27 protein-coding genes and 1 pseudogene are annotated in these 24,510 nt (G+C 63.7%); 15 read left to right on the top strand and 13 right to left on the bottom strand.

The annotated features are described in order from the left end of the window. The first annotated feature begins 51 nt into the window (after window positions 1–51). Window positions 52–1,389 (top strand): NAD(P)/FAD-dependent oxidoreductase, encoded by a 1,338-nt coding sequence (locus HMI59_RS17030; protein WP_193591969.1) that lies wholly within the window; start codon window positions 52–54, stop codon window positions 1,387–1,389. A gap of 31 nt (window positions 1,390–1,420) precedes the next feature. Beyond that, a complete protein-coding gene (locus HMI59_RS17025) occupies window positions 1,421–1,882 on the top strand; it encodes a GatB/YqeY domain-containing protein (RefSeq protein ID WP_193591968.1) in 462 nt (153 codons plus the stop codon). Window positions 1,883–1,903: 21 nt separating this feature from the next. On the opposite strand, the gene HMI59_RS17020 is transcribed toward HMI59_RS17025, so the two are convergent. The 3 genes from HMI59_RS17020 to HMI59_RS17010 all read right to left on the bottom strand — a co-directional run bounded on the left by HMI59_RS17020 (window position 1,904) and on the right by HMI59_RS17010 (window position 3,577). Then, the gene (locus HMI59_RS17020) at window positions 1,904–2,635 is read right to left on the bottom strand and encodes a DUF72 domain-containing protein (protein ID WP_021473748.1); all 732 of its coding nucleotides are present in this window, start codon (window positions 2,633–2,635) and stop codon (window positions 1,904–1,906) included. A gap of 63 nt (window positions 2,636–2,698) precedes the next feature. After that, window positions 2,699–2,941, bottom strand: a complete 243-nt coding sequence (locus tag HMI59_RS17015; protein WP_193591967.1) for a hypothetical protein — start codon at window positions 2,939–2,941, stop codon at window positions 2,699–2,701. A 177-nt stretch (window positions 2,942–3,118) separates the two neighbouring features. Then, complete coding sequence (locus HMI59_RS17010) at window positions 3,119–3,577, bottom strand: MarR family winged helix-turn-helix transcriptional regulator (protein ID WP_021473746.1); 459 nt, start codon at window positions 3,575–3,577, stop codon at window positions 3,119–3,121. A gap of 208 nt (window positions 3,578–3,785) precedes the next feature. Here HMI59_RS17010 and HMI59_RS17005 point away from each other — a divergent pair, with 208 nt between their 5' ends. The 5 genes from HMI59_RS17005 (at window position 3,786) to HMI59_RS16985 (ending at window position 7,368) form a co-directional block, all read left to right on the top strand. Beyond that, window positions 3,786–4,121, top strand: a complete 336-nt coding sequence (locus HMI59_RS17005; RefSeq protein ID WP_193591966.1) for a hypothetical protein — start codon at window positions 3,786–3,788, stop codon at window positions 4,119–4,121. 161 nt (window positions 4,122–4,282) lie between these two features. Beyond that, window positions 4,283–4,774, top strand: coding sequence for a DUF805 domain-containing protein (locus tag HMI59_RS17000; protein WP_062095315.1), 492 nt, complete (start codon window positions 4,283–4,285; stop codon window positions 4,772–4,774). Window positions 4,775–4,919: 145 nt separating this feature from the next. Beyond that, window positions 4,920–6,134: an L-2-hydroxyglutarate oxidase gene (lhgO, locus tag HMI59_RS16995; protein WP_193591965.1), complete on the top strand. Its 1,215-nt coding sequence runs from the start codon at window positions 4,920–4,922 to the stop codon at window positions 6,132–6,134. A gap of 124 nt (window positions 6,135–6,258) precedes the next feature. Then, window positions 6,259–6,561 (top strand): DUF4193 domain-containing protein, encoded by a 303-nt coding sequence (locus tag HMI59_RS16990; protein ID WP_166185733.1) that lies wholly within the window; start codon window positions 6,259–6,261, stop codon window positions 6,559–6,561. A gap of 258 nt (window positions 6,562–6,819) precedes the next feature. Further along, entirely contained in the window at window positions 6,820–7,368 is a 549-nt protein-coding gene (locus tag HMI59_RS16985; protein WP_193591964.1) for a hypothetical protein, read from the top strand. A 118-nt stretch (window positions 7,369–7,486) separates the two neighbouring features. On the opposite strand, the gene HMI59_RS16980 is transcribed toward HMI59_RS16985, so the two are convergent. The 4 genes from HMI59_RS16980 to HMI59_RS16965 form a co-directional block, all read right to left on the bottom strand. After that, window positions 7,487–9,025: an APC family permease gene (locus tag HMI59_RS16980; RefSeq protein WP_193591963.1), complete on the bottom strand. Its 1,539-nt coding sequence runs from the start codon at window positions 9,023–9,025 to the stop codon at window positions 7,487–7,489. A gap of 12 nt (window positions 9,026–9,037) precedes the next feature. After that, the gene (locus tag HMI59_RS16975; RefSeq protein ID WP_193591962.1) at window positions 9,038–10,063 is read right to left on the bottom strand and encodes an agmatine/peptidylarginine deiminase; all 1,026 of its coding nucleotides are present in this window, start codon (window positions 10,061–10,063) and stop codon (window positions 9,038–9,040) included. Beyond that, complete coding sequence (locus tag HMI59_RS16970) at window positions 10,060–11,073, bottom strand: nitrilase-related carbon-nitrogen hydrolase (RefSeq protein WP_193591961.1); 1,014 nt, start codon at window positions 11,071–11,073, stop codon at window positions 10,060–10,062. The genes HMI59_RS16975 and HMI59_RS16970 overlap by 4 nt, the downstream gene beginning before the upstream one ends. Window positions 11,074–11,283: 210 nt before the next feature. Continuing rightward, complete coding sequence (locus HMI59_RS16965) at window positions 11,284–11,865, bottom strand: helix-turn-helix domain-containing protein (RefSeq protein ID WP_021473735.1); 582 nt, start codon at window positions 11,863–11,865, stop codon at window positions 11,284–11,286. Window positions 11,866–12,000: 135 nt separating this feature from the next. On the opposite strand from HMI59_RS16965, the gene HMI59_RS16960 reads away from it, so the two are divergent. Continuing rightward, window positions 12,001–12,996, top strand: a complete 996-nt coding sequence (locus HMI59_RS16960) for an NAD(P)/FAD-dependent oxidoreductase (protein WP_193591960.1) — start codon at window positions 12,001–12,003, stop codon at window positions 12,994–12,996. 46 nt (window positions 12,997–13,042) lie between these two features. Beyond that, window positions 13,043–14,020 (top strand): NAD(P)-dependent oxidoreductase, encoded by a 978-nt coding sequence (locus HMI59_RS16955; RefSeq protein WP_193591959.1) that lies wholly within the window; start codon window positions 13,043–13,045, stop codon window positions 14,018–14,020. Between the two features lie 25 nt (window positions 14,021–14,045). Here the strand turns inward: HMI59_RS16955 and HMI59_RS16950 are convergent, their stop codons facing one another. Further along, window positions 14,046–15,062: a LacI family DNA-binding transcriptional regulator gene (locus HMI59_RS16950; protein WP_193591958.1), complete on the bottom strand. Its 1,017-nt coding sequence runs from the start codon at window positions 15,060–15,062 to the stop codon at window positions 14,046–14,048. Between the two features lie 146 nt (window positions 15,063–15,208). Here HMI59_RS16950 and HMI59_RS16945 point away from each other — a divergent pair, with 146 nt between their 5' ends. Then, complete coding sequence (locus tag HMI59_RS16945; RefSeq protein ID WP_193591957.1) at window positions 15,209–16,396, top strand: Gfo/Idh/MocA family protein; 1,188 nt, start codon at window positions 15,209–15,211, stop codon at window positions 16,394–16,396. An 88-nt stretch (window positions 16,397–16,484) separates the two neighbouring features. Beyond that, a pseudogene (locus tag HMI59_RS16940) lies at window positions 16,485–16,679 on the top strand (sugar phosphate isomerase/epimerase); the annotation flags it as partial. A 60-nt stretch (window positions 16,680–16,739) separates the two neighbouring features. Here the strand turns inward: HMI59_RS16940 and HMI59_RS16935 are convergent. Genes HMI59_RS16935 through HMI59_RS16920 form a run of 4 tightly spaced genes read right to left on the bottom strand, consistent with a single transcriptional unit; the run spans window position 16,740 to window position 19,930 of the window. Further along, on the bottom strand, window positions 16,740–17,126 hold the full coding sequence (locus HMI59_RS16935) for a flagellar assembly protein FliW (protein ID WP_193591956.1): 387 nt from the start codon (window positions 17,124–17,126) through the stop codon (window positions 16,740–16,742). Next, on the bottom strand, window positions 17,123–18,010 hold the full coding sequence (flgL, locus tag HMI59_RS16930; protein WP_193591955.1) for a flagellar hook-associated protein FlgL: 888 nt from the start codon (window positions 18,008–18,010) through the stop codon (window positions 17,123–17,125). The genes HMI59_RS16935 and flgL overlap by 4 nt, the downstream gene beginning before the upstream one ends. Window positions 18,011–18,013: 3 nt before the next feature. Further along, a complete protein-coding gene (gene flgK, locus HMI59_RS16925; protein ID WP_193591954.1) occupies window positions 18,014–19,435 on the bottom strand; it encodes a flagellar hook-associated protein FlgK in 1,422 nt (473 codons plus the stop codon). 12 nt (window positions 19,436–19,447) lie between these two features. Then, on the bottom strand, window positions 19,448–19,930 hold the full coding sequence (locus HMI59_RS16920) for a flagellar protein FlgN (protein WP_193591953.1): 483 nt from the start codon (window positions 19,928–19,930) through the stop codon (window positions 19,448–19,450). Between the two features lie 225 nt (window positions 19,931–20,155). Here HMI59_RS16920 and HMI59_RS16915 point away from each other — a divergent pair, with 225 nt between their 5' ends. From HMI59_RS16915 to HMI59_RS16900, 4 genes are all read left to right on the top strand, one after another. Continuing rightward, complete coding sequence (locus HMI59_RS16915) at window positions 20,156–20,992, top strand: flagellin (protein WP_021473725.1); 837 nt, start codon at window positions 20,156–20,158, stop codon at window positions 20,990–20,992. A 114-nt stretch (window positions 20,993–21,106) separates the two neighbouring features. Then, a complete protein-coding gene (gene fliD / locus HMI59_RS16910) occupies window positions 21,107–22,489 on the top strand; it encodes a flagellar filament capping protein FliD (RefSeq protein WP_193591952.1) in 1,383 nt (460 codons plus the stop codon). A 2-nt stretch (window positions 22,490–22,491) separates the two neighbouring features. Continuing rightward, window positions 22,492–22,932, top strand: coding sequence for a flagellar export chaperone FliS (gene fliS / locus HMI59_RS16905; protein ID WP_021473723.1), 441 nt, complete (start codon window positions 22,492–22,494; stop codon window positions 22,930–22,932). Beyond that, entirely contained in the window at window positions 22,919–23,203 is a 285-nt protein-coding gene (locus HMI59_RS16900; protein WP_166185754.1) for a hypothetical protein, read from the top strand. Before fliS ends, HMI59_RS16900 begins: the two co-directional genes overlap by 14 nt. Window positions 23,204–23,295: 92 nt before the next feature. On the opposite strand, the gene HMI59_RS16895 is transcribed toward HMI59_RS16900, so the two are convergent. After that, window positions 23,296–24,510 carry an amidohydrolase gene (locus HMI59_RS16895; RefSeq protein ID WP_193591951.1) on the bottom strand — a complete coding sequence of 405 codons (1,215 nt, stop codon included), beginning with the start codon at window positions 24,508–24,510 and terminating at the stop codon, window positions 23,296–23,298.

The following is a 24,510-nucleotide window of genomic DNA, read 5'->3' as shown; positions in this document are numbered from 1 at the left end:
AGCCGCAGTCAAGCCCTGTTGCCTTCGGCCGGGGTGAAGTAAGTTGCTGGGATGGACGACTCATACCAGGTCATTGTGGTCGGCGGCGGATTCGCAGGTGTTGCGGCAGCCAGGGAACTCGGGCGAAAGGGCGTTCGCGTCCTGCTGATCGACTCAAACAACTACCACCAATTCCAGCCGTTGCTCTACCAGGTGGCCACCTCCCAGATCGGTGTCTCGGCCATAGCCCGCCCGCTCCGGTCCGTGTTCCGGCGCTACAAATCCGTCAAAGTCCTGACCGCGAAAGTCAGTTCAGTGGACACGGCACGGAAGACGGTTACCACCACGGACGGACGGACTCTCCGCGGGCAGATCTTGGTGCTTGCCGTGGGCGCGGTACCCAACTTCTTCAATACTCCAGGTGCCGAGGAATACGCCTATCCGCTGTACTCCGTCACGGATGCCACAAAGCTGGGCACCGGCATCACGCGGCTCCTGGACCAAGCGGACCGCGACGACGGCATGGTGGACGTGGTGGTTGTGGGTGGTGGTCCTACCGGTGTTGAAACTGCCGGGGCGATGGCCGAAAACGTCAAGTACGTGGTCCGCAAATATTTCTCGCCCGAGCTGGCGTCACGGTGCCGCGTGCACTTGGTGGACATGGTCCCGAGCGTACTGAATGCCTTCTCGAAGAAATCCCAGGCCTACGCGGCCGAGCATCTGGGGAAGGTCGGCGTTCAACTCCGCATGGGGGTGGGAGTCACGAAAGTCCGGGCCGACGGGGTTTCCCTTGCTGACGGCACGTTCATTCCGGCGCAAATCGTCGTGTGGGCCGGTGGCCTGAAGGCCGGCGACCTCATCTCCGGATCCGGCCTGGCACAAGGCAGGGGAGGGCGAATCGATGTCCGGCCGGACCTTACCGCGCCGGACGTTGACGGGCTGTACGTCCTCGGCGATGCCGCCAACATCACCGACGACGCCGGAAACAAGCTTCCCCAACTGGGTTCAGTTGCGCAGCAGGCGGGAAAGTGGGCGGCCCACAACATCATTGCCGACCTGAACGGTGGTACCCGCAAGCCTTTCCATTACGTGGACAAGGGCTACATGGCGATGGTTGGCCGCGGCGCGGCGGTGGCCGAGCTGGGGCGGAGGCGTTACCAGTTGCAGGGCACCTTTGCCTTCCTTTCCTGGCTCCTGGTGCACTTGGCGCTGTTGTCCGGAATCCAGCAGAAGGTCAGGGCGCTGTTCTCCTGGCTCAACGGCTACATCCTGCACAGCCCTGCGCAGGTAGTGGTGAGTGGGCCGGTGGACAGGGCCATGGAGGACGAGGATCCCGCCCGCCCGGACACCCCGGAGAAGTTGCCGGTGGGAGAACAACCCGGCACCGGGTTGCCGCCCGCCGGGCAATAAGCTGGAGGTTGAACCCGGAGCGAGGAGCAGCATGTCATTGAAAGACCGTCTCAAGGCAGACGTTGTGGAGCACATGAAAGCCGGCAACAAGACTGCCCTGACCACAGTGCGCAATGTCCTGGGCGAGATCACGACGCGCGAGAAATCCGGCAAGACGCCGGTGGACCTCGACGACGCCCAGGTGACCTCGTTGCTGCAGAAGGAGGCCGCCAAGCGCAGGGACACCGCCCGGATCTACACCGAAGCCGGCGAAAGTGAACGTGCAGCGGCTGAAGTCGCAGAAGCGGAAATCATCGAGGCCTACCTTCCGAAGCCGCTTACCCGTGAGGAAGTCGAGGCGATTGTTGACGAGGAGATTGCCGCTCTCAAGGCCAGCGGGCAGGAACTCTCCATGCGTTCCCTCGGGGCGGTCATGAAACCCGTGACGGCCAAGGTGGCCGGGCGGTTCGACGGCAAGACCGTCAGCGAAATCGTCAGGGCACGCCTGGGCTGACATGCTTGCGGGGGTTGCTGCTCAATTCACGCCCAGCAGCCCCCGCAGCGTGTCAGCGTTCCGCACGGCGTTGCCGCCGCCGTCGTTGTTGAAGTACGCGAACACATCCTTGCCGTCACCGCTCCATTCTCGGATGCGGTCCGCCCACCACCGCATGTCCTCCTCCGTGTAGGAACCGCCGTAAAGGTGCTCCTGGTCCGGACCGTGGAGCCTGACATATACAAATGGCGCCGTGGAGCGCAGGATGCAAGGCAAGTTGGCCCCGCTCATGACGCAGTAGGCGGCTTGGTGGCGCTCAAGGATGGCGTAGACGTCCGGGTGGTCCCAACTGTCGTGGCGGAATTCCACGGAAACCCGGATCCACTCGGGGACGGCGGCCAGGAAGTAGTCCAGGCGGGCGTCGTCGCGGGCGAAATCGGGCGGTAACTGGGCCAGGAGGACTGCCCTTTTGTCACCGAGCTCGTGCCAGCAGCGCGTGATGCGCTCAAGCCACACCTCCGGGGCGTAGAGCTTCTTGCCATGCGTCAGCCCGCGGGGAGCTTTCACGGACATCGCGAACCCGGGTGGAAGCCTCTCACGCCACCCCGCGAAGGTAGTGTCCCGGGGCCAGCGGTAAAAGCTCGCGTTCAGCTCAACCGTGGAGAAGCGTGCAACGTAGGCGTCCAGCCGTTTCGCCGTGGGCAGGCCGGGAGGGTAGAGCACGTCCTTCCAATGGTCGTAGCTCCAGCCCGAAGTGCCAATGTGGATGCCCATGATTGGATGCTAGTGCTTCCGGCAGCACAGTGCCGGGACACGCTGGCGGGACGTTGCAGGGAGTCAGTGCCTGGCGCCGGACCTGGCCATCAGTGCCTGGAGATCCTCGGCCACCTTGAGCTGGCGGGCGGTGCGCGTCGGTGCGGATGCGTGCTCCACGCGGCCCGGCTTCGCCGCCTTGCCGCGGGGCTGGTTGGTGCGGGCTTGGGCGTCCCTTCGGAAGGGAACGTCGCGTCGCGGATCACGTACAGGCGCGTCGACGGTGACGGTGCCCTGCAGGGGGTCGTGGAAGAGTGGCAGATTCATGGGTCCATTCCGGGAAGTCCAGGCCGCGTGGGCAGCCTCAAAGCGCTCGACAGGATATGAAACTTGATCCTTGCATAACCGCATTCGCCATGTTGTGGACAGATGTCCAGCAGTCTTGGCCTTTGATTGTGCAGATGACCATGACGTGCAGGGCGTAATGCCCGCCTGCGTCGTCGATCAGCCCCAGAGTGCCTTCCGGAGAAGCTGCTTCAGGTGGACAACCTCGTCGTCGCACAGGCGTGCTAATTGCTGCTGCTCGCACACATCCAGCTCAGCGCGGATCTTGTTGTGGATGCGCCGTCCTTCCTGCGTGGAGACGATGGCCCGGGAACGCCTGTTCCGTTGGCCGGGGACCCGCTCAACAAGACCCCTGTGTTCGAGGTCGTCCACCAGCCCGGCAACCTGGTTGAGGTCAAGGTCCAGGAACTCGGCAATTTCGCGCTGGGTGGCTTCGAGGCCGCTGCAAGCCAGCGTCAGTACGGAGAAGGACCGTTCCCGCAGCCTAAAGTCGCTGAGGATGCGTTTATTCAGGGCTGACCCGGCCGCGTGCAGCTTTCCAAGCAGCAAGCCCACGTCATTGCCGATTTCCGCGGCCGCCAGGCGCGGCGTGACAACATCGGCGATAAGCGGACCCATGACAACTCCAAAACTAGAAACAACCGCGACCGCTACATTTTTCAACCAGATGCGACGCCCCCATGACCAGGACAAGCATCTCATGACGAGGTGCGTCGCGATCACGACGGGTCGGTTTGGGTCCTCCCTTGACGCTCCCAGGGGCTAACGCCCCTACCGGGCCCACGCGGGATTGGCGCAGTCTGGATTCAACAGCCAAGGAGGTGCGGTGACGGGCAGGAAAAGCGGGCATTTGGACGTTGGCCGCAGCAACCCCCATGAGGACTCCAAGTCCGAACGCGCAGGCACCCTCGCCGTCGTGCTCGGGGCACTTGCCTTGGCTGCCACGGTGTTCACCTACGCGCTGAGCCTCAGCGAAAGCTTCAACCCGCCCGGCTGGGTACGGGCCGTGGGCCTTGTCTGGCTACCCATCTGGTTCTTTGGAACCGGTTTCGCCTATGCGGCTGCCCGCAAGGGGGCGGGACGCCGCCGCGGCGCCCTGGGGCTCGTCCTTGCAGGCGTCGGATTCGCGGCTTTCGTGGTTCTCTTGTTCATTGCCGGATGATTGTTTCCACTGAAAACCATCCCGGAAACAATCGGTAATCAGTCAAATCCCCGTTAACTTTTTTCAACCGGCAGTGCTTATTGGTCAAAAGGCAACTAGCATAAGCAACGTCTCATGCCAATGAGCGCAGTCGACTCAACTAATAAGCGGGGGATCTACCAATGAGTTACCAACCACAACCACAAACGCAGCCCTATGCCGCGCAAGCCGGAGAACCGCCGCTTTGGGCACCGTATTACGGGGCGCCCATCGGTGCGGCTGTTAAGCGCTTCTTCAAGAAATACACCGTCTTTACGGGCCGCGCGAGCCGCAGCGAATACTGGTGGTGGGCACTGATCGCTGCAGTGGTCAACTTCGTGCTGCAGCTGCTGACCACGATTCTGGGAGCGACCGGAGCCACCATGGCCGCCGACGGAACAGCTGTTCCTGGCCCGGGAGCGATCATCGGCTTCATCCTGTGGGGTATTTGGGGGCTTGCCACCATCATCCCGTCCATCGCCTTGGGGGTACGCCGCCTCCACGACGCCAACTTCAGCGGTTGGCTCCTGCTCCTGGTCCTGGTTCCCTTCCTCGGAGCCTTGGCCATCCTGGTATTCACGCTGCTGCCTTCCAACCCGGCGGGCCAGCGTTTCGACGTTCCCGGCAGCGTCTAGCTACAAAGTGCAGGGAGAGGGGCGGGCCATTACGGGCCGCCCCTCTTTCGCGTTTCGAGTCTTTCGCGTTTCAAGCCCCGGCCCGCAGCGCCTCGTGGCATGCTGTGCACAGATACCGGCAAGGCCCCCAACAACGAGGAGTGTCATGGCCCATTTCCCGGCAAGCAACATCAAGCGTTGTGCCGTCATAGGCGGCGGCATCATCGGCGTCGCAGTGGCGCGGGAACTGGCCATGAAACTTGACGCCCACATCACTGTTTATGAGAAGGAAGACCGGCTCGCCGCACACCAGACCGGGCACAACTCGGGGGTGGTCCACGCGGGCCTTTACTACGAGCCCGGTGGGCTGAAAGCCACCCTCTGCCGCAGGGGCGTGGAACTGCTCCGGGACTTCTGTGCCACCAAGAACCTTCCTTACGAAGCATGTGGAAAGCTCGTCATCGCCCAGACCGCGGAGGAATCACAACGGCTCGAGGCCATCTTTGCCCGGGCTACCGCAAACAAGGTTCCGGGTGTTCGGATGCTGGCAGGTGGGCAGATCGCCGGGGTGGAGCCGAACGCCGTCGGGCTTTCTGCCGTGCACTCACCGGAAACGGCGATCGTGGACTACCGCGCAATCACGAACGCGCTCGCCGACGACGTACGCGCGGCGGGTGGTGATATCCGCCTTGGACAGGAAGTCACCTCGATTGAGCAGAGGGGAAGGGGTGCGGTGGTCCGGACGAAGTCAGGGGCGGACCACTACGACCTGGTGGTGGCCTGCGCCGGTCTCCAGTCGGACCGGCTGGCGGCGGCTACGGGCGAAGGCCGGTCGCCCAGGATCGTGCCGTTCTTCGGCCAGTATTTCCTGCTCGGCGAGGAAGCCCGGCACAAGGTCAACGGCCTCATCTACCCTGTACCGGATCCAAAACACCCTTTCCTTGGCGTCCATCTGACCAAGCGCATTGACGGAGAAATGATGTTGGGACCCAATGCTTTCATTTCCTTCGGCAGGGAATCGTATTCCTGGAAGGACATCGACGTAAGGGACATCCTCAATTACACCCTCTTCCCCGGCTTCTGGAATTTTGCCCGGCAGAACATTCCCTCCGCGGTCCGTGAATTCCAGACGGTGGTCAGCCGCAGGAAGTTCGTCAAGGAGGCCGTGCGCTTTGTGCCTTCCTTGGAAGGCGCGTCGGTGCGGACCGGAACCCGCGGTGTGCGGGCCCAAGCGATGAACAGCGATGGCTCGCTGGTGGACGACTTCGTGATTGCCCGGCGACGGGACACCGTCCTGGTGCGGAATGCCCCCTCGCCCGGGGCAACCTCGTCCATGGCCATTGCCGAGTACATCGTGCAGCAGGCGCTGCAGGGGCATTGATGCAGGCCGGATAAACACGGCAATGTCGTGTTCGGCACACTATTCGGATATTCCTTGGGCTTTGCCCTAAACTGCTGCACTGAGGTGCCGGAATGGCACTGTGCAGCAACGAAAGCGAACCCTCATGGCTACTGATTACGACGCCCCGCGCAAGACTGAAGACGAGTCTCCCGGCGAATCGCTTGAGGCCCTTCAGGCGTCCCGTGGGACCAGCGCCCAGACTGCAGTGATCGACCTCGATGAGAACGATACTGCCGAAGGTATTGACCTTCCGGGCGCCGATCTTTCCAGTGAAGAGCTGACCGTTGTAGTAGTTCCGGAGCAATCCGACGAGTTTACGTGCGGCTCTTGTTTCCTGGTCCGTCACCGGTCCCAGATTGCCTTGGAAAAGAACGGCTTGAAGTACTGCAAGGATTGCGAAGGCTGACCCCGGGGACCAGCCAACGAGCCCCGTCACGCCCTTCCGGCGGACGGGGTTTTTTGTTTGTGATCCACGGTTACGAATTTGCCGCCGGTGGCCTTCAATACGGTGCCAAAGGGACACGCGGCACGGTGCAGAATGACGTTTCCGTGACCGACCCGGGCTTCCTCTAACGGTTGAATGCCGATGCGGAAACAACCCGCTCAAAAGCCCGCCGCAACTTCTACGCTTGAGGTATCCAACCCGCCTTTAAGGAGGCAAAAAATGAGGAAAATCGGGGCCGGGTTTGCTGCCGCAATAATGGCGGCGGGGCTCGGCCTGGCAGGGTCGGGGGTGGCCTCGGCGGCATCACCGTACTGTGGAATTATGTGGGGTTCCCTGGCCAAGGCCGACCCCGACATGAGTTCCGCACATGTCACCAACGTGCGGACAGGGCAGCAGGCCTGCTACGACAGGTTGGTGATCGACCTGACCGGCAATGTGGCCGGCTACTCAGTGCAGTACGTCCCCGTGGTGATCCAGGACGGTTCCGGGTTCCAGATCCCGACCCTTGGCGGTGCCGACCTCCAGATCACGGTAACCGCGCCTTCCTATGACCAGAACGGCCAGTCGACCTACTCGCCGGCGGCCAAGGCGGAACTGTCCAATGTGTCCGGTTACCAAACCTTCCGGCAGGTGGTCTATGCGGGCAGCTTCGAGGGCTACACGAGCATCGGGCTGGGGGTCCGTGCCCGGCTTCCGTTCAGGGTGTTCACTTTGGACGGGCCCGACGGCGGTTCGCGCCTGGTGGTGGACGTGGCGCACCACTGGTAACCCTCGCCGAAAACCAAACCCCCGCCAAAACGCGGGAAAGCTGCGGGTTCGCAGGGAAGTTTCCCAACGAACCAGCAGCTTTCCGGCGAAATCGGCGAGCCGAACTCGGGGGACCTACCTACTCCGGGACCACCAGGGCGGGAGTGTCCTTGCGGATGGTCTCCCCGCGGAAGAACCCTGGACGTATGCGGGACATGATCAGCATGACCACTGCTCCCGAGGCCAGGATGCCGACGCCCAGGATGAACACGAGTCCCACGCCGAAGATTTCCGAACCGCTGCCGAACTCCGGGGCCCAGCTGTCTACCGCGGTCTGGATGAACACCACGAACAGGCCCACGCCACCCAGCAGCGGGCATACGAGGCGCAGGAAGAAGTTCCGTGCGCTGCTGAAAACACTGTGGCGGAAGTACCACACACAAGCGATCGCGGTCAGTCCGTAGTAGAAGCAGATCATGAGGCCCAGCGCCAGGATGGTGTCGTTGAGTACGTTCTCGCTGATCACGTGCATCACCGCGTAGAAGCCCGCGGACAGGATGCCGGCAGCGATGGTGGCGTAGCCCGGCGTCGAGAACTTCCTGCTCAGGTGCGTGAAGCGTTCCGGCAGTGCGCCGTAGTGGCCCATGGCCAGGAGGCTGCGCGAAGGTGATGTGAAGGTGGACTGAAGTGAGGCTGCAGAACTGGACAGGACTGCCAGGGACATCAGGATCGCGAACGGTCCCATCACCGGCGAGGCCAAGGCCGTGAAGACGTTGGCGTGGTTTTCTTCGTTGTTCAAGCCGATTCCGGTGTCCCCGACGCCGGCGAACATCATGGTGGCGATGGTCACCAGCAGGTAGATGCCCAGCACCACCACTGCTGTCAGGGTTCCTGCTGCGCCTGCGGTCTTCTTGCCGTTGGCGGTTTCCTCGTTGACGGTGAGGCACACATCCCAGCCCCAGTAAACAAAGATCGAGAGGGAGATGCCTGCTGCGATCTGGCCGAACGTCTCAATCTTGGTGACGTCGAACCAGTCCCAGCTGAACGGGATGGCGGTAGGGGAGGTTGACCAGTTCGCGAAGGCCATCCCAACGAAGAGGCCAAGGGCCAGCAACTGGAAACCCACCAGTCCGTACTGGACGATCTTGGTGGTGTGCAGGCCACGGTAGCTGACCCACACGGCCAGCGCTACGAACACGAGGCACGTGAGCACATTGAGCAGCTTGTTCGACGCGAGGTCGGCAATCTCCGGGTTTCCCGCCAACTGGGACAAGAACAGGTAGAAGAAGTCCACGGCCACGCCCGCGAGGTTGGACAGCACAATGATGTTGGCCGCGAGCAGCCCCCAGCCGCCCATCCAGCCCACCCATGGGCCGAATGCCTTGGTGACCCAGGTGAACGTGGTCCCGCTGTCCGGGGAGTCTGCGTTGAGCTCCCTGTAGGCGAGTGATACCAGGATCATCGGGATGAACCCGATGAGGAAGATGGCGGGAAGCTGCAGGCCGACTGTGCTGATGGTGGGGCCCAGAGCCCCGGTCAACGTGTAGGCGGGTGCAATGGTGGAGATGCCAAGAACGACGACGGCGAGGAGCCCCAACTGCCCCGTCTTCAGTCCCTTGCCGCTGATGTTGTGCGACGTTGCAGCGTCGGTTGCGCCGCTGTGGATTGTCTGGCTCATGAAAGGCCCTTTCTAGATGGCCGAAGGCTGTTGCTGCGTAATGCAGTGGATGCCGCCGCCCCGGGCGAAAAGCTCCCGCGCGTCAACACTGACCACGCGGCGGCCGGGGTAGGCATCAGAGAGGATGCGGAGTGCTTTCTCGTCCATGGGGTCGTTGAAGCTGCAGGCGATGACCCCGCCGTTGACCGCGAGGTGGTTGATGTAGCTGTAGTCCACGTAACCCTCGTCGTCGGTCAGTGTTTCCGGTGCCGGAACTTCAATGATGTTCCATTCCCGGCCGGCTGCGTCATGGGTGGTGCGCAGGAAATCGATGATCTGCCGGGAGACTTCATAGTCAGGGTGGTCCGGGTTCTGCTGTGAGTGGACCAACAACGTTCCCGGGCTTGGGATGGCGGCAACGATGTCCACGTGGCCTCGGGTGCCGAACTTCTCCGAGTCGCGGGTGAGTCCGCGGGGAAGCCACACCACGTGGGTTGCGCCGATGGTACGCGCCAGCTCCTGTTCGATGTCTGCCTTGGTCAGGCCCGGGTTGCGGCCCTGATCCAATTGGACAGTCTCGGTCGCCAGGACCGTTCCCTCTCCGTCGACCTGGATGCCGCCGCCCTCGTTTACGATGCCCGAGGGAACACGCTGTACGTTGGCACGGCTGGCTACGTAGTCGGCGATCAGGGAGTCCTTGTCCCACGCAGCCCAATCCTGGCCGCCCCAACCGTTGAAGATCCAATCCACGGCACCCAACTGCCTGTTGGCGTCGAGCACGAAGGACGGGCCGATGTCCCGCATCCAGGCATCGTTCAGTTCCGCGGTCAGTACCTCGACGCGAGGGTCCAGGTAGCGCGCGGCTGTTTCGACGTCGTCGGGCGCTACCACCATGGTGACCGGTTCGAACTCTAGGATGGCGTTCGCAACCGCGGCCCATGTTGACCGGGCAGCGTGTGCTTCTTCCTCCGTCCCGCCCAACGTGTACCCGCCGGTGGGAAACGCCATCCATACCCGGTCCTGCGGGGCGGTCTCGGAGGGCATGCGCCAGGTGCTCATGCGGGAACTGCCTGGGGTTGGGCGCCGAGCGGAGCGTCGTGGTTGACGGGTTCGGTCAGGCGGCCGTAGGTTTCCGGGCGTCGGGTGGCCAGGAACGGGAAGAGCGTGAGCCAGTCCTTGCGCTGGTCGAGGTCAAGGTCGGCAACGAGCACGGCGGACTCATCCCGCGGCGCCTGCACCAGAATGCGCCCGTAGGGATCGGAGATGAAGGACGAACCGTAGAAGTTCAGGGTGCCTTCGCTGCCGTGGCGGTTGGGGGCGACCATGAACAGGCCGTTGGCGATTCCGTTGCCCACGATGACCTGCTGCCACAGGGGCTGGGTGTCGAAGTCCGGGTGGTCCGGTTCCGAGCCGATGGCCGTGGGGTAGACCAGGATTTCCGCGCCGCCCAGCGAATACAGGCGTGCGAGTTCCGGGAACCATTCATCCCAGCACGTGGGCATGCCCAGGCGTGCTCCACCGAGTTCGGCCGGAGCATGGACGGCGTACGCGTCATCGGCGTCGGGGCCCTTCCGGAAGAACTTGTCCTCGTAGTAGCCGGCCGTCACCGGGATGTGCAGCTTGTGCGTGCGGGCCACCAGTTCCCCGGCGGGGGAGACCAGAATGGCGGTGTTCAAGCCCAGGCCGTCGTCGGTGCCGTCCGGGTTTTCGGCGCGCTGGTAGAGGGAAGCATGAACGGAGACCCCGAACTTACGGGCTGCCTCTGCTGCGAAGGTGAACGTGGGGCCGGTGAGCAGGTCCTCGGCGATGTCGGACGGGCGGACCCCTGCGGCTGGATTGTTGGCCGGGCGGGTATCGGCCGGGTAGCGGGACAGGGTCAGCTCGGGCAGGAAGACGACTGCGGCTCCCAGCTTGGCTGCGCGTTCGATGCCCTCGTTCAATTCGGCGCGCAGGACGGCATCGTCCGCGTGCCAACGGTGCTGGACGACGCCCACCCGCAGGGGAGTGCGGGTGGAGGGCTCGGTGCGCGCCAGGGAAGTCGGGGCTTCGAGGCGGGTAATTTCAATCATGATGGCATGTTCTCCGGTGAGACGACTGTCACTAAATGAATAGCGTTCATTTAGTATGGCGGTAGACGTCCCGGAGCGCAAGGGTTTAAATGAACCCCGTTCTTTTATGACCGGCGCGGAGTCGGGGTTGTTGGGCGCGAGATGACATTTAATGCCAATGCTGGGGGCGAACATTGGCATTAACTGCCATCTCGCGGGCGGGTCAGGGCCTCAGCGCTTCGGTTTGGCCCTCAGGTGGATGCGCTCGCCTTGTTGTCCGAACAGGGTCAGGAGTTCCACCGGCTGGCTTGTGGCGCTTGCGAACCAATGCGGCGTGCGGGTGTCGAATTCCGCGGCCTCGCCGGCTTTGAGGACGAAGTCGTTCTCTCCAAGGATCAGCCTGAGTTTCCCGTTGAGGATGTACATCCAGTCATATCCCTCGTGGGACTGCGGATTGGGCACCTCGTTTCCGCTGGCGCCGGGGAGGATCATCTTGAATGCCTGGATCCCGCCCGGCCGTCGAGTCAGCGGCAGGGCGGTGCCCCACTCGTGGACATGCGGCTTGAGGTGTACGCGCGGGTCGCCGGTCTCCGGGGCGTCAATGAGTTCCTCAAGCGGGACTTGGTGGAGCCTGGCGAGGGGAAGGAGTAATTCCAGCGTCGGTTTCCGTTGGCCCGACTCGAGGCGCGAGAGCGTACTCACCGAAATGCCGGTTGCCTCCGAGGCCTCCGCGAGCGTGACGTTGCGCTGGGTGCGGAGGGCCCTGAGGCGGGGTCCCACTGAGCCGAGTAGCTTGCTGAAATCCGGGTCCATGAACAGTAGTTTGCCATTGCAGCAAACTATCTTGCCAGTCCGGGGTGGTCTCGAAACCATTGATAAAGAGTGTTCAAGCCCTAGGATCTCCACAACACGTCGAAGACCGGGGCCTGCAGTGGATGGGACGGAAGCGTGGAAGAGCAATACGACGTCGTTGTGATCGGGGGTGGCGCGGCAGGGCTGAGCGCCGCTGTCACTCTGGGGCGGGCCCTTCGCTCTGTCCTCGTCATTGACGCGGGGGAGCCGCGAAATGCACCGGCGGCCGGAGTCCATGGATTCCTCTCGCGTGACGGCATGAATCCGAAGGAATTGTTGGCCGTTGGCCGCGAAGAGGTCCGAAAATACGGCGGTGATGTGGTTAGCGGGACGGCCGTGGCGGCGCGTTCGACGGCGGAGCCCGGCGCAGGAGCGGAACCCGCCTTCGCGGTGGAACTGGCGGATGGGCGGCGTGTGGCATCCAGGCGCTTGCTGGTGGCCACAGGGTTGAGCGATGTGCTCCCGGACATCGGGGCCATCCATGAACGCTGGGGCCGGGATGTCCTCCATTGCCCGTACTGCCATGGCTGGGAAGTCCGGAACACGAAGATAGGCATCCTGGGCACGGGGCCGATGTCCATTCACCAGACCCTGCTGTTCCGGCAGTGGAGCCCAAATATCACACTGTTCCTCAACGACGTCCTGAAGCCTAGCGATGAAGAGTGGGAGCAGTTGGCCGCCCGCTCCGTCTCCGTAGTGGAGGGAAAAGTGAATTCCTTGGTGGTCCGGGACGATGTCCTGACCGGCGTGGTCCTCGAATCCGGCAAGGAATTTCCGGTGGATGCGGCTGTTGTTGCTCCGCAGTTGGAAGCCCGGAGCGCCGTCCTCGAATCGTTGGGCATCAGGTCAGTCCGGCACCCAAGCGGCATTGGTCACTATGTGGAGTCGAACGGACCCGCCGGAGCAACGGAAGTCCCGGGGGTTTGGGTGGCCGGAAACATCACGGATCCCACCGGGCAGGTCATGGCATCGGCCGCCGCAGGAAACATGGCCGGCGCCGTGATCAACGCCGATCTCATGATGGCTGAAACCAAGGCAGCAACGGAATCCCGGCGACTCCAGACGGCGGGGTCTCCCGCAGTCGGGCGCTGAGCGGATAGCGTGGGTCAAAACCCGTCCAAGGCCAAAGGGGTACTCCATGAAGATCGTCGTCATAGGCGGCAGCGGGCACATCGGCAGCTTCCTCGTTCCGCGGCTGGTGCGCGCCGGCCATGAGGTCACCAACGTCAGCCGCGGACACCGAAAGCCCTATGTCGACGTGCCCGAGTGGAAGGATGTGCGCCATGTGGCCGTGGACCGCGAGCAGGAGGACCGGTCAGGCACCTTCGGTGACCTGGTGGCGGGACTGAACGCCGACGTCGTCATTGACTTGGTCTGTTTCACGCTGGAGTCCGCTGTTGGGCTGGTCGAAAAGCTGCGCGGCGCAACAGGTCATCTGCTGCACTGCGGTTCCATCTGGCGGTATGGTCCCAGCCGCAAAGTGCCCATTCCCGAGGACGCTGACCTGCCGCCCGTTGGCGAATACGGGATCCGGAAGGACGCGATAGCACGGATGCTGAAGGCGGAGACGGCCGGCGGCGGCCTGACAACCACTTCCCTGCACCCGGGGCACATCGTGGGTCCGGGTTGGCAACCGATCGGGCCGTTGGGGAACCTGGATCCGGAGGTTTGGTACACACTCTCGGCCGGTCACGCCTTGAAGGTCCCCGACGGCGGCACGGCACTTATGCACCACGTCCACGCCGACGACCTTGCCCAGGCATTCCAGAAAGCCGTGGAACATCGCGAGGCAGCTGCGGGGGAGGACTTCAACATCGTTGCTCCCTCGGCCCTGAGCTCCCGGGGGTTCGCCGGGATTGCTGCGGGTTGGTTCGGCCGCGAGGCCAAACTTGAATCCATCACGTGGGACGAGTTCCGGGCATCGGACACGGAAGGGCATGCGGAAACAAGCTGGCAGCACCTGTACCGCAACCATTGTTTTTCCATCCGCAAGGCCGAGTCACTCATCGGTTATGCGCCGAGGTATGAACCGGAGGAGGCCATCTTCGAGTCCGTGCAGTGGCTGATCGACAACGAACAACTGCGCGTGGCGGGACCGTTGCGGGCGGGCAAATAGCAGCCCGCGTGGTGCTGTGGCGGGCTTACCGGGTGCGGACGGATGTTGTCCCGCGCAGCACCAATGTTGGCTCAATCAGGGTCTGCTCCGGCTTGAGTTCGGGGTCCTCCAAACGGTCCAGGAGCCTTCGGGCAGCGCTGGTGCCCACCACGTCGCTCCGGTTGTCGATGGATGTCAGATCGAGGAAGCGGGATTTGGCCAAAGGCGAGTTGTCATAACCGATCACGGAGACATCATGCGGCACCGATAAACCGCGGGCCTTCAAGGCGGCGAAGGCACCCAGGGCCATGGTGTCGTTGGCGGCAAAGATCGCCGTGGTGTCCGGGTGGCGGTCAAGCAGCCGGCACGCGGAGGCGTAGCCGTCTTCTTCCGAGGTTCCGCTCGAGTCCGCAACCAGGACCTCGACGCCGGCGGTCTCCATAGCGCGGCGGTAACCGGCCCGCCGGTGGTCGGAGGCGCCGTCGGACCCTGACAGGTGGCCTATGCGCGTATGGCCCAGCCCGAGCAGGTGTTCGGCGGCCATGGCGCCGCCGCCATCGTCGTCGTTGGTGATGAGGTCTGCTCCGGAGGGCACGCCCTTGCGCCAACCCGCGACGACGGTGGGCACCCAGGTACGTGCCAGCATCGATTCGCTGGGCTCGGCCGCGATGACCAGCGCGTCCACGTGCATGGCCAGGAGGCCGTCGGTCGCTTCCTTGATCCTGTTCTCGCCGGGCCGCGAATCGGCCACGGTGACTTGGTAGCCGAGGTCCGAAAGTACCGACTCCATGCCGCGGAGGAGATCCACGAACCAGAGATTCCGGTAGTCGTCGATGAGCAGTCCGATGCTCTTGGTCCGATTGCTCGCCAAGGTGGTGGCCGCGCGGCTGGGCCTGTAGCCGAGGTGGTTGATGGCGGCGTGGACGGCGTCGCGGCGCTTTGCACTGACCCTTTCAGGGTCCTTGAGGAAGAGTGAAACCAACGACGGCGAGACGCCGGCTTCGGTGGCGACGTCGTAGAGGGTGGGGCGTCGGGTCTGGGGACTGTTCACGGGTTCAGGCATGCCTTTCGGGTCTGCTATCGAGGATAGTCGGCACATCATTGACAGGACATATGGACATGGTTACGATCAATGCCAGTGCAAAAATTGTAGCGCTACAAAATGCCGTCGCGTGCCCCACGAAGCGGCGAAATTTCGAAGGAGAAATCATGGCTGAAAGCCTCGGCGTCGCCGTCATCGGTGCAGGCATGGCCGGCAAAGCCCACGCCGCCGCGTACCGCACGGCATCCGCCCTCTACAGCCCGGTGCTGCCCCAGGTGCGGCTTGTATCGATCGGCGATGTCAACGCTGAGTTCGGTTCCCTGGCGGCCCGCCGGTTCGGGTACGAGCGCAACGACACGTCCTGGCAGGCAATCGCCGAAGCCGACGACATTGATGTGGTCAGTGTGGTCATCGCCAACCCGCTGCACCGGGAAGTGGTGGAGGGATTGTTGGCGGCCGGCAAGCACGTGCTGTGCGAGAAGCCGCTCAGCGACACCTTGGACGACGCCCGCGCCATGGCCGGGGCCGCCCGGGCTGCCGAAGCCCGCGGTAACCTGGCACGCATCGGTTTCACCTTCCGCCGGACACCCGGGATTGCCTACATCCGCGAACTGATCAGGAACGGCGCCCTCGGAAACGTACTGCACTTCAGTGGCCGGTACTGGACCGACTATGGTTTCAGCCCCTCAGCTCCCATGAGCTGGCGATACAAAGGGGGGCCCGGCTCCGGTGCGCTGGCCGACGTCGGAAGCCACCTGACGTACGTTTCCGAGTTCCTGTGCGGCGACATCAAGTCCATCAGCGGCGGCCGCCTGGCAACGTCCATCGACAAGCGACCGCTGCCTTTGAGCGCAGTCATGGGCCATGACCACGTGGCCGTCAGCGACACTTTCGAGGCCGTGGAGAACGACGACTACGCGGCCTTCAACGCTGAGTTCGCCAATGGAGCGGGCAGTTTCGAGGTTTCCCGTGTGGCTGCCGGGCACGCCAACAGCCTCCAGTTCGAAGTGTTCTGCGAGAACGGGGGTGCGAAGTTCGACCAGCGCAGGCCCAATGAAATCCAGTTGTTCCTCAACGACGGGTCCGGCCTGCACAACGGGTACCGCCAGGTCATCCTGGGCCCGGGCCACCCGTACATTGCCGGTGGCCTGGCCATGGACGCGCCGGAGGTCGGCTTCGGCCAGAACGACGCCTTCGGTTATCAGGCCCGCGCCTTCCTGGAAGAAGTTGCCGGACTTTCCGAGGCAGAGTCGCTGCCCCGCTGTGCCACATTCGACGAGGGCGTCCGCAACATGGAACTCCTTGGAGCCGTTACCGAATCAGCCCTGAACAACGGAAAGAAGATCACGCTATGAAACTCGGCGTCTACAACGCGATCCTGCACGACCGGTCCCTTCCCGAAGCCCTGAAAGTGATCGCGGACCTCGGCCTGACAGGCATCGAGCCCTCGGCCGGGGCCACGACACCGCCTACTGGACCGAGTTCCTCCGCGCCCTGTACGAGGTGGATCCGGACATGCTGGTCAACATCGAACATGAGGACACGTCCTTGGGACGGATCGAGGGGCTCGAAGTGGCTGCCAAAGTCCTCCGTGACGCTGATGCAGCTCTTGAGGCCTCGCTGAACATCCCGGCCTGACGCCGAAACTGGCTGGCATTAGCGGTTGCTCTGAGGCGTCAGAACAACCCCTGGTGCCAGTCAGTTGGCGAGTTCGGCCCGCAGCGGGTACTTGCCGCCGTCGAGGATCACTTGAAGGCACACCCCGTTGGAAGGGTTTAGCAGGATCGGGGCCATGAGGTTCACGGTGGTCTTGTCCGCGGACGGGTTCACCACCACCAACACGCTGCCGTCAGCCGGCGAAGCGAGGCCAACAGCTTCAACCGCGAACGCCGGAAGGACCGGAGCGTAAGCAGGTACGTACACTGACGCGTCCGCCACGAACATCCGTACCTTCGGTTCGAGCGCCTCGAGGGCAAACAAACCTTCGGCGCCGGCGATCTCCCGCAGGGAGAAACCCTCAGCATCCTCGAGTCCGGGCAAGGGCGACGCGAAGCGCAGTGTCCGGGATGTCAACGCCGTGCTCATCGCAGGAAATCCATGAGCGTCGGTTGCAGCACCTTGGCGGTCACCGCGAGGGCAACCTGATAGTTGGCTTCCTGCACTTTCAAATCCATGACAGCCCTTCCCAAATCCAGGTCTTCCACCCGGGACCTTTGCGTTTCCAGAGTAGCTTTCATCCCTTCCAAGGAGTTTTGGGCCTGGCCCAGGCGTGTCTGGCGCATCCCGACGTCGGCCCTTCCGTCGATGACGGCCTGGATGCGGCCGCCGATGGCTGCCAGGCGGCCATTGGGATTGATGCCGGCACGGATGTCCGCGACGACGTCACCCACTACCGCGAAGGCCGAGCCGGCGCCCGTGCCGAAGATTGCACCGCCGTCGGAATCAACGCGCACGGTCCGCGAGGCGTCAACGCGGCGTTCCACCGAACTGCCGGATACCCCGTTGAACACCGGGGGGACAGTGTTGGTGAAGGCGCTGTCAGTGTCCGAGCTGCCCGCGAAGACATGACGGCCAAGGTACTGCGTATTGGCCTGCGTCAGGAGGTCCTCGCCCAAGCCCTCGATTTCGACGGCGATCGCCTGCCTGGCGGAATCGCTGAGTGTGCCGTTGGCTGCTTGGACAACGAGGTCGCGCACCCTGTTGAGGATGTTCGTCGCCTGTCCCAGCGCAGTGTCCGCCGCAGCGAGCCAGCCGTTGCCGTCGCTGATGTTGGTGCCGTACTGGCTTGCTGCATTCAGCTGGCCCCGCAGGGCAATGGCTTGGGCTGCTCCAGCGGGATCATCCGAAGGGCGGTTGATGTTCTTCAGCGTGAGCGCCCTGTCCTGCACCTCAGCCAACTTCGCTTGCGCGGACTCCAGGCTTCGCTGCGAAGAGGCAGCCATCATCTGCGTAGTAACCCGATTGAGCATGGCTTACCTTCCTACAAGTCCGGTGCGGTTGATCAGGACATCCAAGGCTTCATCGATTGCCGTCATGACCCGCGCAGCGGCCTGGTACGCGTGCTGCCCTGCAAGGAGACTGATGTTCTCCTCGTCGAGGCTCACACCTGAACCGGAGTTCCGGTGTACGACGGCGGATACGCCCGCTGCGTCGGCCAGTTGCGAATGCTGTTGGGCTGCCCGGGAAGCCATCCCGATCGCCGAGACGACCCCGCTCCACAAAACGTCGGGTGACGATGCAGCGGAACCGATGTGGGAGAGTCTGTCCGCCACGCTCCCGTCCAGCGCGCCGGATCCGACGGCTCCCGTGGCGATGGCGGCGGCATTCGTAGGAACAACCCGGATCGACATTGCGGCGGGCAGCCCCGGCGTGCTGGTGAAAAAGTCCAGGCCAGTTGCGCCGTTGCTGGACTGCCCGGTCCGGTGGATCGCGTTGACCTCGCTCATGAGCTGCGTGGCGAAAGAGTTGTACGCGTCAGCGGTCTGCGCGATCACGCCGCCCGTCCCGTTCCCGTTGGATGGAGCCAGCAGCGACACCGCCCCGGCGAGTTCGCCGCCGTCGAGGTTCACCGCAGTACCGGGCCTGTCGGCCCACTCAAGCTGCACCGGCGCAGCTGCGGTACTGAGGCTCGTCGGGCCTGTCAGGGTAAGCCGGCGGACGGAGGTTCCTGAGACCAGGGCATTGCCGCCGATGAAAACGTCCGCAGTGCCATCGGCGTTCACGCGGACACTGCCGCCGGAGAAGGACGCGATGGATTCCGTGATCTGGCTCCGGGCATCAATGAGTTCGTTCGCGGAGCCGCCGGCGGCGAGTGTTGAACGGATCTGCGCGTTGAGGTTCGCCACGCGGCCGGCAGCGGCGTTGAGCTCGTTGACGGAGGCGGCTGCTTCGCCGCGCACCCGGCTCCACTGTGCATCCAACGCCCCGTATCCTGCCGATACTGTCTCCGACAGCGTGGCTGCGGCTTCCAGCAGGACCGACGCCGGAGCGGACTCGCCAGGGTGGTTGGCAACTCCCTGCCAGGAAGCCCAAAAGCTGTGCAACGCCGTCGAAATCCCGTGCTCACCGGGCTCTTGGAGTGAGTCCTCAAGGCGCTGCATTTCCGTAGATCGGACCGTGGCGTATCCGGACGCGGCGGCCGTGTTCCGGACGCCGGCGTCGAGGAAGGTGTTGCCTAACCGCGCAATGCCATCCACAGAAACGCCTTGGCCCGCCTGGACGCCACCAGGGTTTACGCCGGTCTGACCCGGCGCTCCGATGGCCGACTGCTCGATCCGCTGCCGCGTGTAGCCCGGCGTAGCGGAGTTGGCGATGTTTTGGCCTGCCAGGTTGATGGCCTGCTGGGCTGCGGTGAGGCCACGGTAGGCCGTGTTGAGTCCGCCGAATGTGCTCACAGGGTTGCCTTCTTAGAGTTTCCGGTCCACGAGGTGGGCAGGCGAGGAGTCGCCCGTCCTGCCGTGGGAGTCATAGGTGCCGGCTGCCGGTTTCAGGTTGGCCAGCGTTTCCTGGGTGGAACGAACGGCCGCGCGCAGGAACTGTTCGTTGGCATCGCGAAGTTCCTTGATGGTTGCTGTTTGCTGCCGCATGGCCGTGAGGTGGGATTCGAGCACGTCTGCCCACGCCGGATCCGGCGCCCCCGCGGCCAGTTCGGCCAGCGAGCAATCCGCAGACAGGCCCCATTGCTCCGCGACAGCGGCAATCTCCACCGCCCGGGTGAGGCCGGCCTGGGAGACGCGTTCAAGAACCTGTTCGACCTCCCGGGTCCCGTGCGGCAGCCACCTGGACTTGCCGGCCGTCAGCAGCAACTGCTCCTCTTCGAGCTTGAAGGTCAGAAGATCCAGAAGCTCACGTTCGCGCCACAGCAGGGCTGACAGTTCATGGATGGCCACCGCGGTCGACTCCAGTTCTGGTTTGGGATGGGGGTGCGGGACGGAACCCTGTCCGCCAACTCGCCAATAACTATCGGCCGGCAGCGGCGCGGCGTTAGGCGGCCCTCCAGTGAAAAACCACTTGCAACTTTTAACTAACGCCGTCCGCGCCGCCCGCCGATAGTGCCCTGTGACGGCCCACGGATGGGCTGCCACACAGTAAGTCCAGATCACGGAGGAAAAATCATGGGCATGCAGATCAACAACAACCTGATGGCAAACAACGCTTACCGCAGTTTGAACGCCACGCAGGACACCCTGTCCAAGTCGATGGAAAAGCTCTCCAGCGGCTTGCGCATCAACCGTGCCGCAGATGACGCTGCCGGCCTTGCCATCTCGGAGGGCCTCAAGTCCCAGGTGAGCGGTTCGGCAGTTGCCGCGCGGAACGCCCAGGACGGCATCAGCATCATCCAGACCACGGAAGGTGCCCTGACCGAAGTACACTCCGTTCTGCAGCGCATGCGAGACCTCGCAGTACAGGGTGCATCGGACACCAACAACGGCGACGCGCGGGCAGCAATCAAGAAGGAAGCTGACTCGCTCGGCAAGGAACTGGACCGCATCACGCAGTCCACCAACTTCAACGGAATCGACCTCCTCAAGGGCGGTTCGAAGAACATCCAGGTGGGCACCGCAGGCTCGGCCAACGACGTCATCGCCGTCAACCTCGGCGATGTGGCAACCGCTGTAGGTGCGCTGGCCTCGGCAACCGGCTCCACGGACTTCGTTGTGACGGACAACGCCACCGCCCAGACCACCATCACGGCAATCGACACTGCCATCAAGGCAGTATCCACCCAGCGTTCGGACCTCGGCGCAAGCCAGAACCGCTTGGACCACGCCATCAAGTCCCTGAACGTTGCCGGGGAAAACCTGCAGGCCGCCCAGTCCCGCATTGCGGACACGGACATGGCTGCGGAAATGGTTAAGTACACCAAGGCCAACATCCTGTCCCAGGCAGGTACCGCCATGCTGGCACAGGCCAACCAGTCCGGCCAGGGCGTTCTTTCGCTCCTTCGCTAAGGACTCCCCGTTTTAGCGCTCATGCGCTAAAACCGGCGTGAAACGGCGTCCGGCCAGGCCCCATCCTGGCCGGCCGCCATCGGCATGTAACTGATCGGAACCGGGAGGAGACCTGTGACAACCGCCATCGACGGCCTCGCGAGCGGACTGAACACCACGGCGATCATCAATTCGCTGATGTCCGTTGAGGCGCTGCCGCAGACCCAGCTCAAGACCAAGCTGGCCTCCAACCAGACGCTGATCTCTACCCTGCAGTCCCTCAACACCAAGCTCACGTCCTTGAAGGACCTGTCCCTTGCAGGTTCCGCCACAGGTGCGCTGAATCTGTTCACTGCCACCAGCAGTGCCGCTTCCGTTACGGCAAAAACCACGACGGCGGCCACTGCGGGATCGATTGACCTGACCGTTACGCAGTTGGCGCAGACGCAGGTAAACGTCACCGCGGCCATGGCGTCATGGCCCACGGACGGCGGTGCGCCCGCCAAGCTGACGATCGTGGATTCCACGGGTAAGACGACCGAAATTGCGCCCGCGGGCACTTCTTTGGATGACGTGGTCTCGGCCATCAACGCAGCATCCGGTGGCGCACAAGCGGTGAAGGTTCCGGCCGGCAACGGCACCTATCGTCTGCAACTCACGGCTTCGCAGTCCGGTGCGGCCGGAGCCTTCACTGTCTACCAAGGCACAGCCGCCCAAGTCGCGGGCGGCACTGCGGTCGACCTCATGGCGGATCCGACAGCCGCCGTCGTACGTACCGCCCAGGATGCCAAAGCGACACTGTACGCCGGCACCGCAGCCGCCCAGGTCCTGACTTCCGGGAGCAACACGTTCGCCGACGTCCTGCCGGGTGTTTCCGTGACGGCAACGGCGGTTACCGCGGGTCCCGTGACAATTACTGTGGCCAGCGACGTTCCCGGGATCACCAAGAAAGCCGAAGATCTGGTGACCTCCGTTAACGACGTCCTCAGCTTCGTCTCCATGTACAGCGCGGTGTCCAAAGGCACCAACTCCAGCGGCGCGTCCGTACCCAAAGCCGGGATCCTGACCGGGAACAGCACCGTGCGGGCAGTCAACGACCAGGTCCTCGCAGCGCTCTCCCGGCCCATCGACGGAAAATCGCCGGCCGAGTACGGAATCAACATCACCAAGGATGGAAACTTCACCTTTGATTCCGCAAAGTTCTCCGCAGCTCTGACGGCGGATCCCGCAGCCGCGCAGTCCGCCGTCCAGGCCCTCGCCGCCCGGGTGGCTGACGCCGCCACCGCCGGAGCCGATCCCTACACCGGCTCCGTTTCCAGCCTTATCAAAGGCAGGGAATCCGAAACCCGGGATCTGGGGAACCGGATTGCCGACTGGGACCAGCGGCTCGCCACGCGCCGAGCTACCCTCCAGGCCGTCTACACCAACATGGAGGTCCTGCTCGGCGGCCTTCAATCGCAGTCAACCTGGTTGTCCGGGCAGATTTCCAGCCTCCCCCAGCAGTCCACAGGAGAATAGCCATGACCTACAGTGCACTCCGCGCCCAGCAAGTCTCGCGTTACAACGACGACGCCGTCCTTTCCGCACCTCCGGCGCGCCTGCTCACCATGCTCTACGACCGGCTGCTCCTGGACCTGAAACGGGCCCGGTTGGCACAGGAGAACACCAATTGGGATTCCGCCCGCGAGAACCTGCTCCACGCCCAGGCGATCGTGGCCGAACTTCAGTCCACGCTACGGGTGGACCTCTGGGACGGTGCGGCCTCCCTGGCGAGCATTTACGAGTACGCTATGCAAGCCTTGATCGGTGCAAACATCTACCGGGATGTGGAGCGCACCAAGGAATGCATTGAACTTTTGGAGCCCTTGCGGCAGGGCTGGCATGAGGCCTCGGCGCTGTTGACGACTGAGTCGCCTGCGGTTTCCGGTTCCGTCCCCGGGCGGGCGCTTGGCGTCGCTTAAGATCTGGACCGGCATCCTCGACAGGTTTGAGGCGGACATAGCCTTGGCTGTTTCCGGAGGGTTCCCGCCCGCGTGGGAACCGCCCTTGGATGCAGGACCGTTGCCCGCTGAGCTGGCGCCACAGGCGCGGCGGGTCCTGGAGGCGCAGGCGGACGCCATGGATCTCCTGGCCCGCATGAAGCACGACGCCGGGACGCAACTCGGTGCCTTGGCTGCAGTCCCTGGCGGCCCCGTTTTTGAGCGGCCGCTGTTGCTGGATGTCCGCGGCTGACCTCCGCTGCGCCCTCCCAACTGAGTCGCATTACTGCGCGTTTTGAGCGCCCAAAACGCGCGCTACTGCGACTTACTTGGGTGCTATGAGCGTCAGGCGAGGAACTCGCGGGCGGCGGTGACCAGTGCTTCCGTCCCGAGGGTGAGAGTGGGCTGGATGACCGGTGCAAAGTACGGGGAATGATTGGAAGGAACGTCCTCAGGAAGCCGCCCACTTTCCGCGAACTCCTTGGCGTAGTGCGGCTCGATGCCGCCCAGGAACCAGAACACCAACGGCGCGCCGGCTGCCGTGGCGAGCATGCCCACGTCCTCGCTGCCGGAAACGGGGCCTGGGTCCATGACCTGCCCGGCGCCGAACTTTTGCCGGAAGGCCGCATCCACCCTTTGCGCGGCTGCATCATCATTCACGGTGAGGGGAAAACGTTCCTCGTAGTTGAAATCGGGCTCCCGCGCGGCACCGGATGCGGCCGCTTCGCTCCGCACAATACGTTCGACGGCGGCAAGCACCTTTTCGCGCGTGGGCTCGCTGAAGGACCTGATGCTGAGGCCGAGGGTGGCCGTTTCCGGAATGATGTTGTTTTTAGTGCCTGCGTGCAGTTGCCCAACAGTCACCACGGCCGAATCACTGGCGGCGATTTCGCGGGCCACTACCCCTTGGAGCCGGACCGTGGCAGCCGCGGCCATGAGGACCGGGTCCACGGTGGTTTCAGGGCGGGAACCGTGCCCGCCGCGACCGTGCAGGGTGATGTTGAGCGAATCAGCAGATGCCATGGCAACACCGGAGCGAAGTCCGAACCAGCCTGCGGGGACAGGCGCCACATGCTGGCCAAGGACCACCTGGGGCTTGGGGATGCGGTCGTAGAGGCCGTCCTTGACCATGGTGTCCGCCCCGCCACCGAACTCTTCGGCCGGCTGGAAGATCGCGATCAGCGTGCCCTGCCACTCCAGCTGTGTCCGGACGAGTTCCGCCACGGCGCCAATCAGGCAGGTGACGTGGACGTCGTGACCGCAGGCGTGCATGACAGGTACCTCAAGGCCCTGGTGGTCCACACCCATGGCAGTGCTTGCGTAGTCCAGCCCGGTGGCTTCCTTGACGGGCAGTGCATCCATGTCAGCACGCAGCATAACAACGGGGCCCTCCCCGTTCCGGAGAACGCCCGCTACGCCGGTCTTTCCGATGTTCCGGTGGACTTGGAGGCCCAGACCGTCAAGGTGTCCGGCCACGATTCCAGCCGTTCGCACCTCCTGGAACGACAGCTCCGGGTGAGCGTGCAGGTCTTTGTACAGTTCTTCAAGGTCAATGCCCAC

It is taken from the genome of Paenarthrobacter sp. YJN-5, from assembly GCF_015040095.1.
GTDB lineage: Bacteria > Actinomycetota > Actinomycetes > Actinomycetales > Micrococcaceae > Arthrobacter > Arthrobacter ureafaciens.
Note: the sequence above shows the minus strand (reverse complement) of the source record. Positions and strands in the feature narration are given on the sequence as shown.

Coding starts and splice junctions, on each gene's coding strand:
- HMI59_RS16945 (WP_193591957.1), top strand. CDS start 15,209: ATGGCTGAAAGCCTCGGCGTCGCCGTCATCGGTGCAGGCATGGCCGGC.
- HMI59_RS17010 (WP_021473746.1), bottom strand. CDS start 3,577: ATGGGTCCGCTTATCGCCGATGTTGTCACGCCGCGCCTGGCGGCCGCG.
- HMI59_RS16965 (WP_021473735.1), bottom strand. CDS start 11,865: ATGGACCCGGATTTCAGCAAGCTACTCGGCTCAGTGGGACCCCGCCTC.
- HMI59_RS16915 (WP_021473725.1), top strand. CDS start 20,156: ATGGGCATGCAGATCAACAACAACCTGATGGCAAACAACGCTTACCGC.
- HMI59_RS17025 (WP_193591968.1), top strand. CDS start 1,421: ATGTCATTGAAAGACCGTCTCAAGGCAGACGTTGTGGAGCACATGAAA.
- flgL (WP_193591955.1), bottom strand. CDS start 18,010: ATGCTCAATCGGGTTACTACGCAGATGATGGCTGCCTCTTCGCAGCGA.
- HMI59_RS16980 (WP_193591963.1), bottom strand. CDS start 9,025: ATGAGCCAGACAATCCACAGCGGCGCAACCGACGCTGCAACGTCGCAC.
- fliS (WP_021473723.1), top strand. CDS start 22,492: ATGACCTACAGTGCACTCCGCGCCCAGCAAGTCTCGCGTTACAACGAC.
- HMI59_RS16990 (WP_166185733.1), top strand. CDS start 6,259: ATGGCTACTGATTACGACGCCCCGCGCAAGACTGAAGACGAGTCTCCC.
- HMI59_RS16950 (WP_193591958.1), bottom strand. CDS start 15,062: ATGCCTGAACCCGTGAACAGTCCCCAGACCCGACGCCCCACCCTCTAC.
- lhgO (WP_193591965.1), top strand. CDS start 4,920: ATGGCCCATTTCCCGGCAAGCAACATCAAGCGTTGTGCCGTCATAGGC.
- HMI59_RS17015 (WP_193591967.1), bottom strand. CDS start 2,941: ATGAATCTGCCACTCTTCCACGACCCCCTGCAGGGCACCGTCACCGTC.
- HMI59_RS17000 (WP_062095315.1), top strand. CDS start 4,283: ATGAGTTACCAACCACAACCACAAACGCAGCCCTATGCCGCGCAAGCC.
- HMI59_RS16935 (WP_193591956.1), bottom strand. CDS start 17,126: ATGAGCACGGCGTTGACATCCCGGACACTGCGCTTCGCGTCGCCCTTG.
- HMI59_RS16970 (WP_193591961.1), bottom strand. CDS start 11,073: ATGATTGAAATTACCCGCCTCGAAGCCCCGACTTCCCTGGCGCGCACC.
- HMI59_RS16985 (WP_193591964.1), top strand. CDS start 6,820: ATGAGGAAAATCGGGGCCGGGTTTGCTGCCGCAATAATGGCGGCGGGG.
- HMI59_RS17030 (WP_193591969.1), top strand. CDS start 52: ATGGACGACTCATACCAGGTCATTGTGGTCGGCGGCGGATTCGCAGGT.
- HMI59_RS16955 (WP_193591959.1), top strand. CDS start 13,043: ATGAAGATCGTCGTCATAGGCGGCAGCGGGCACATCGGCAGCTTCCTC.
- HMI59_RS17020 (WP_021473748.1), bottom strand. CDS start 2,635: ATGGGCATCCACATTGGCACTTCGGGCTGGAGCTACGACCATTGGAAG.
- HMI59_RS16975 (WP_193591962.1), bottom strand. CDS start 10,063: ATGAGCACCTGGCGCATGCCCTCCGAGACCGCCCCGCAGGACCGGGTA.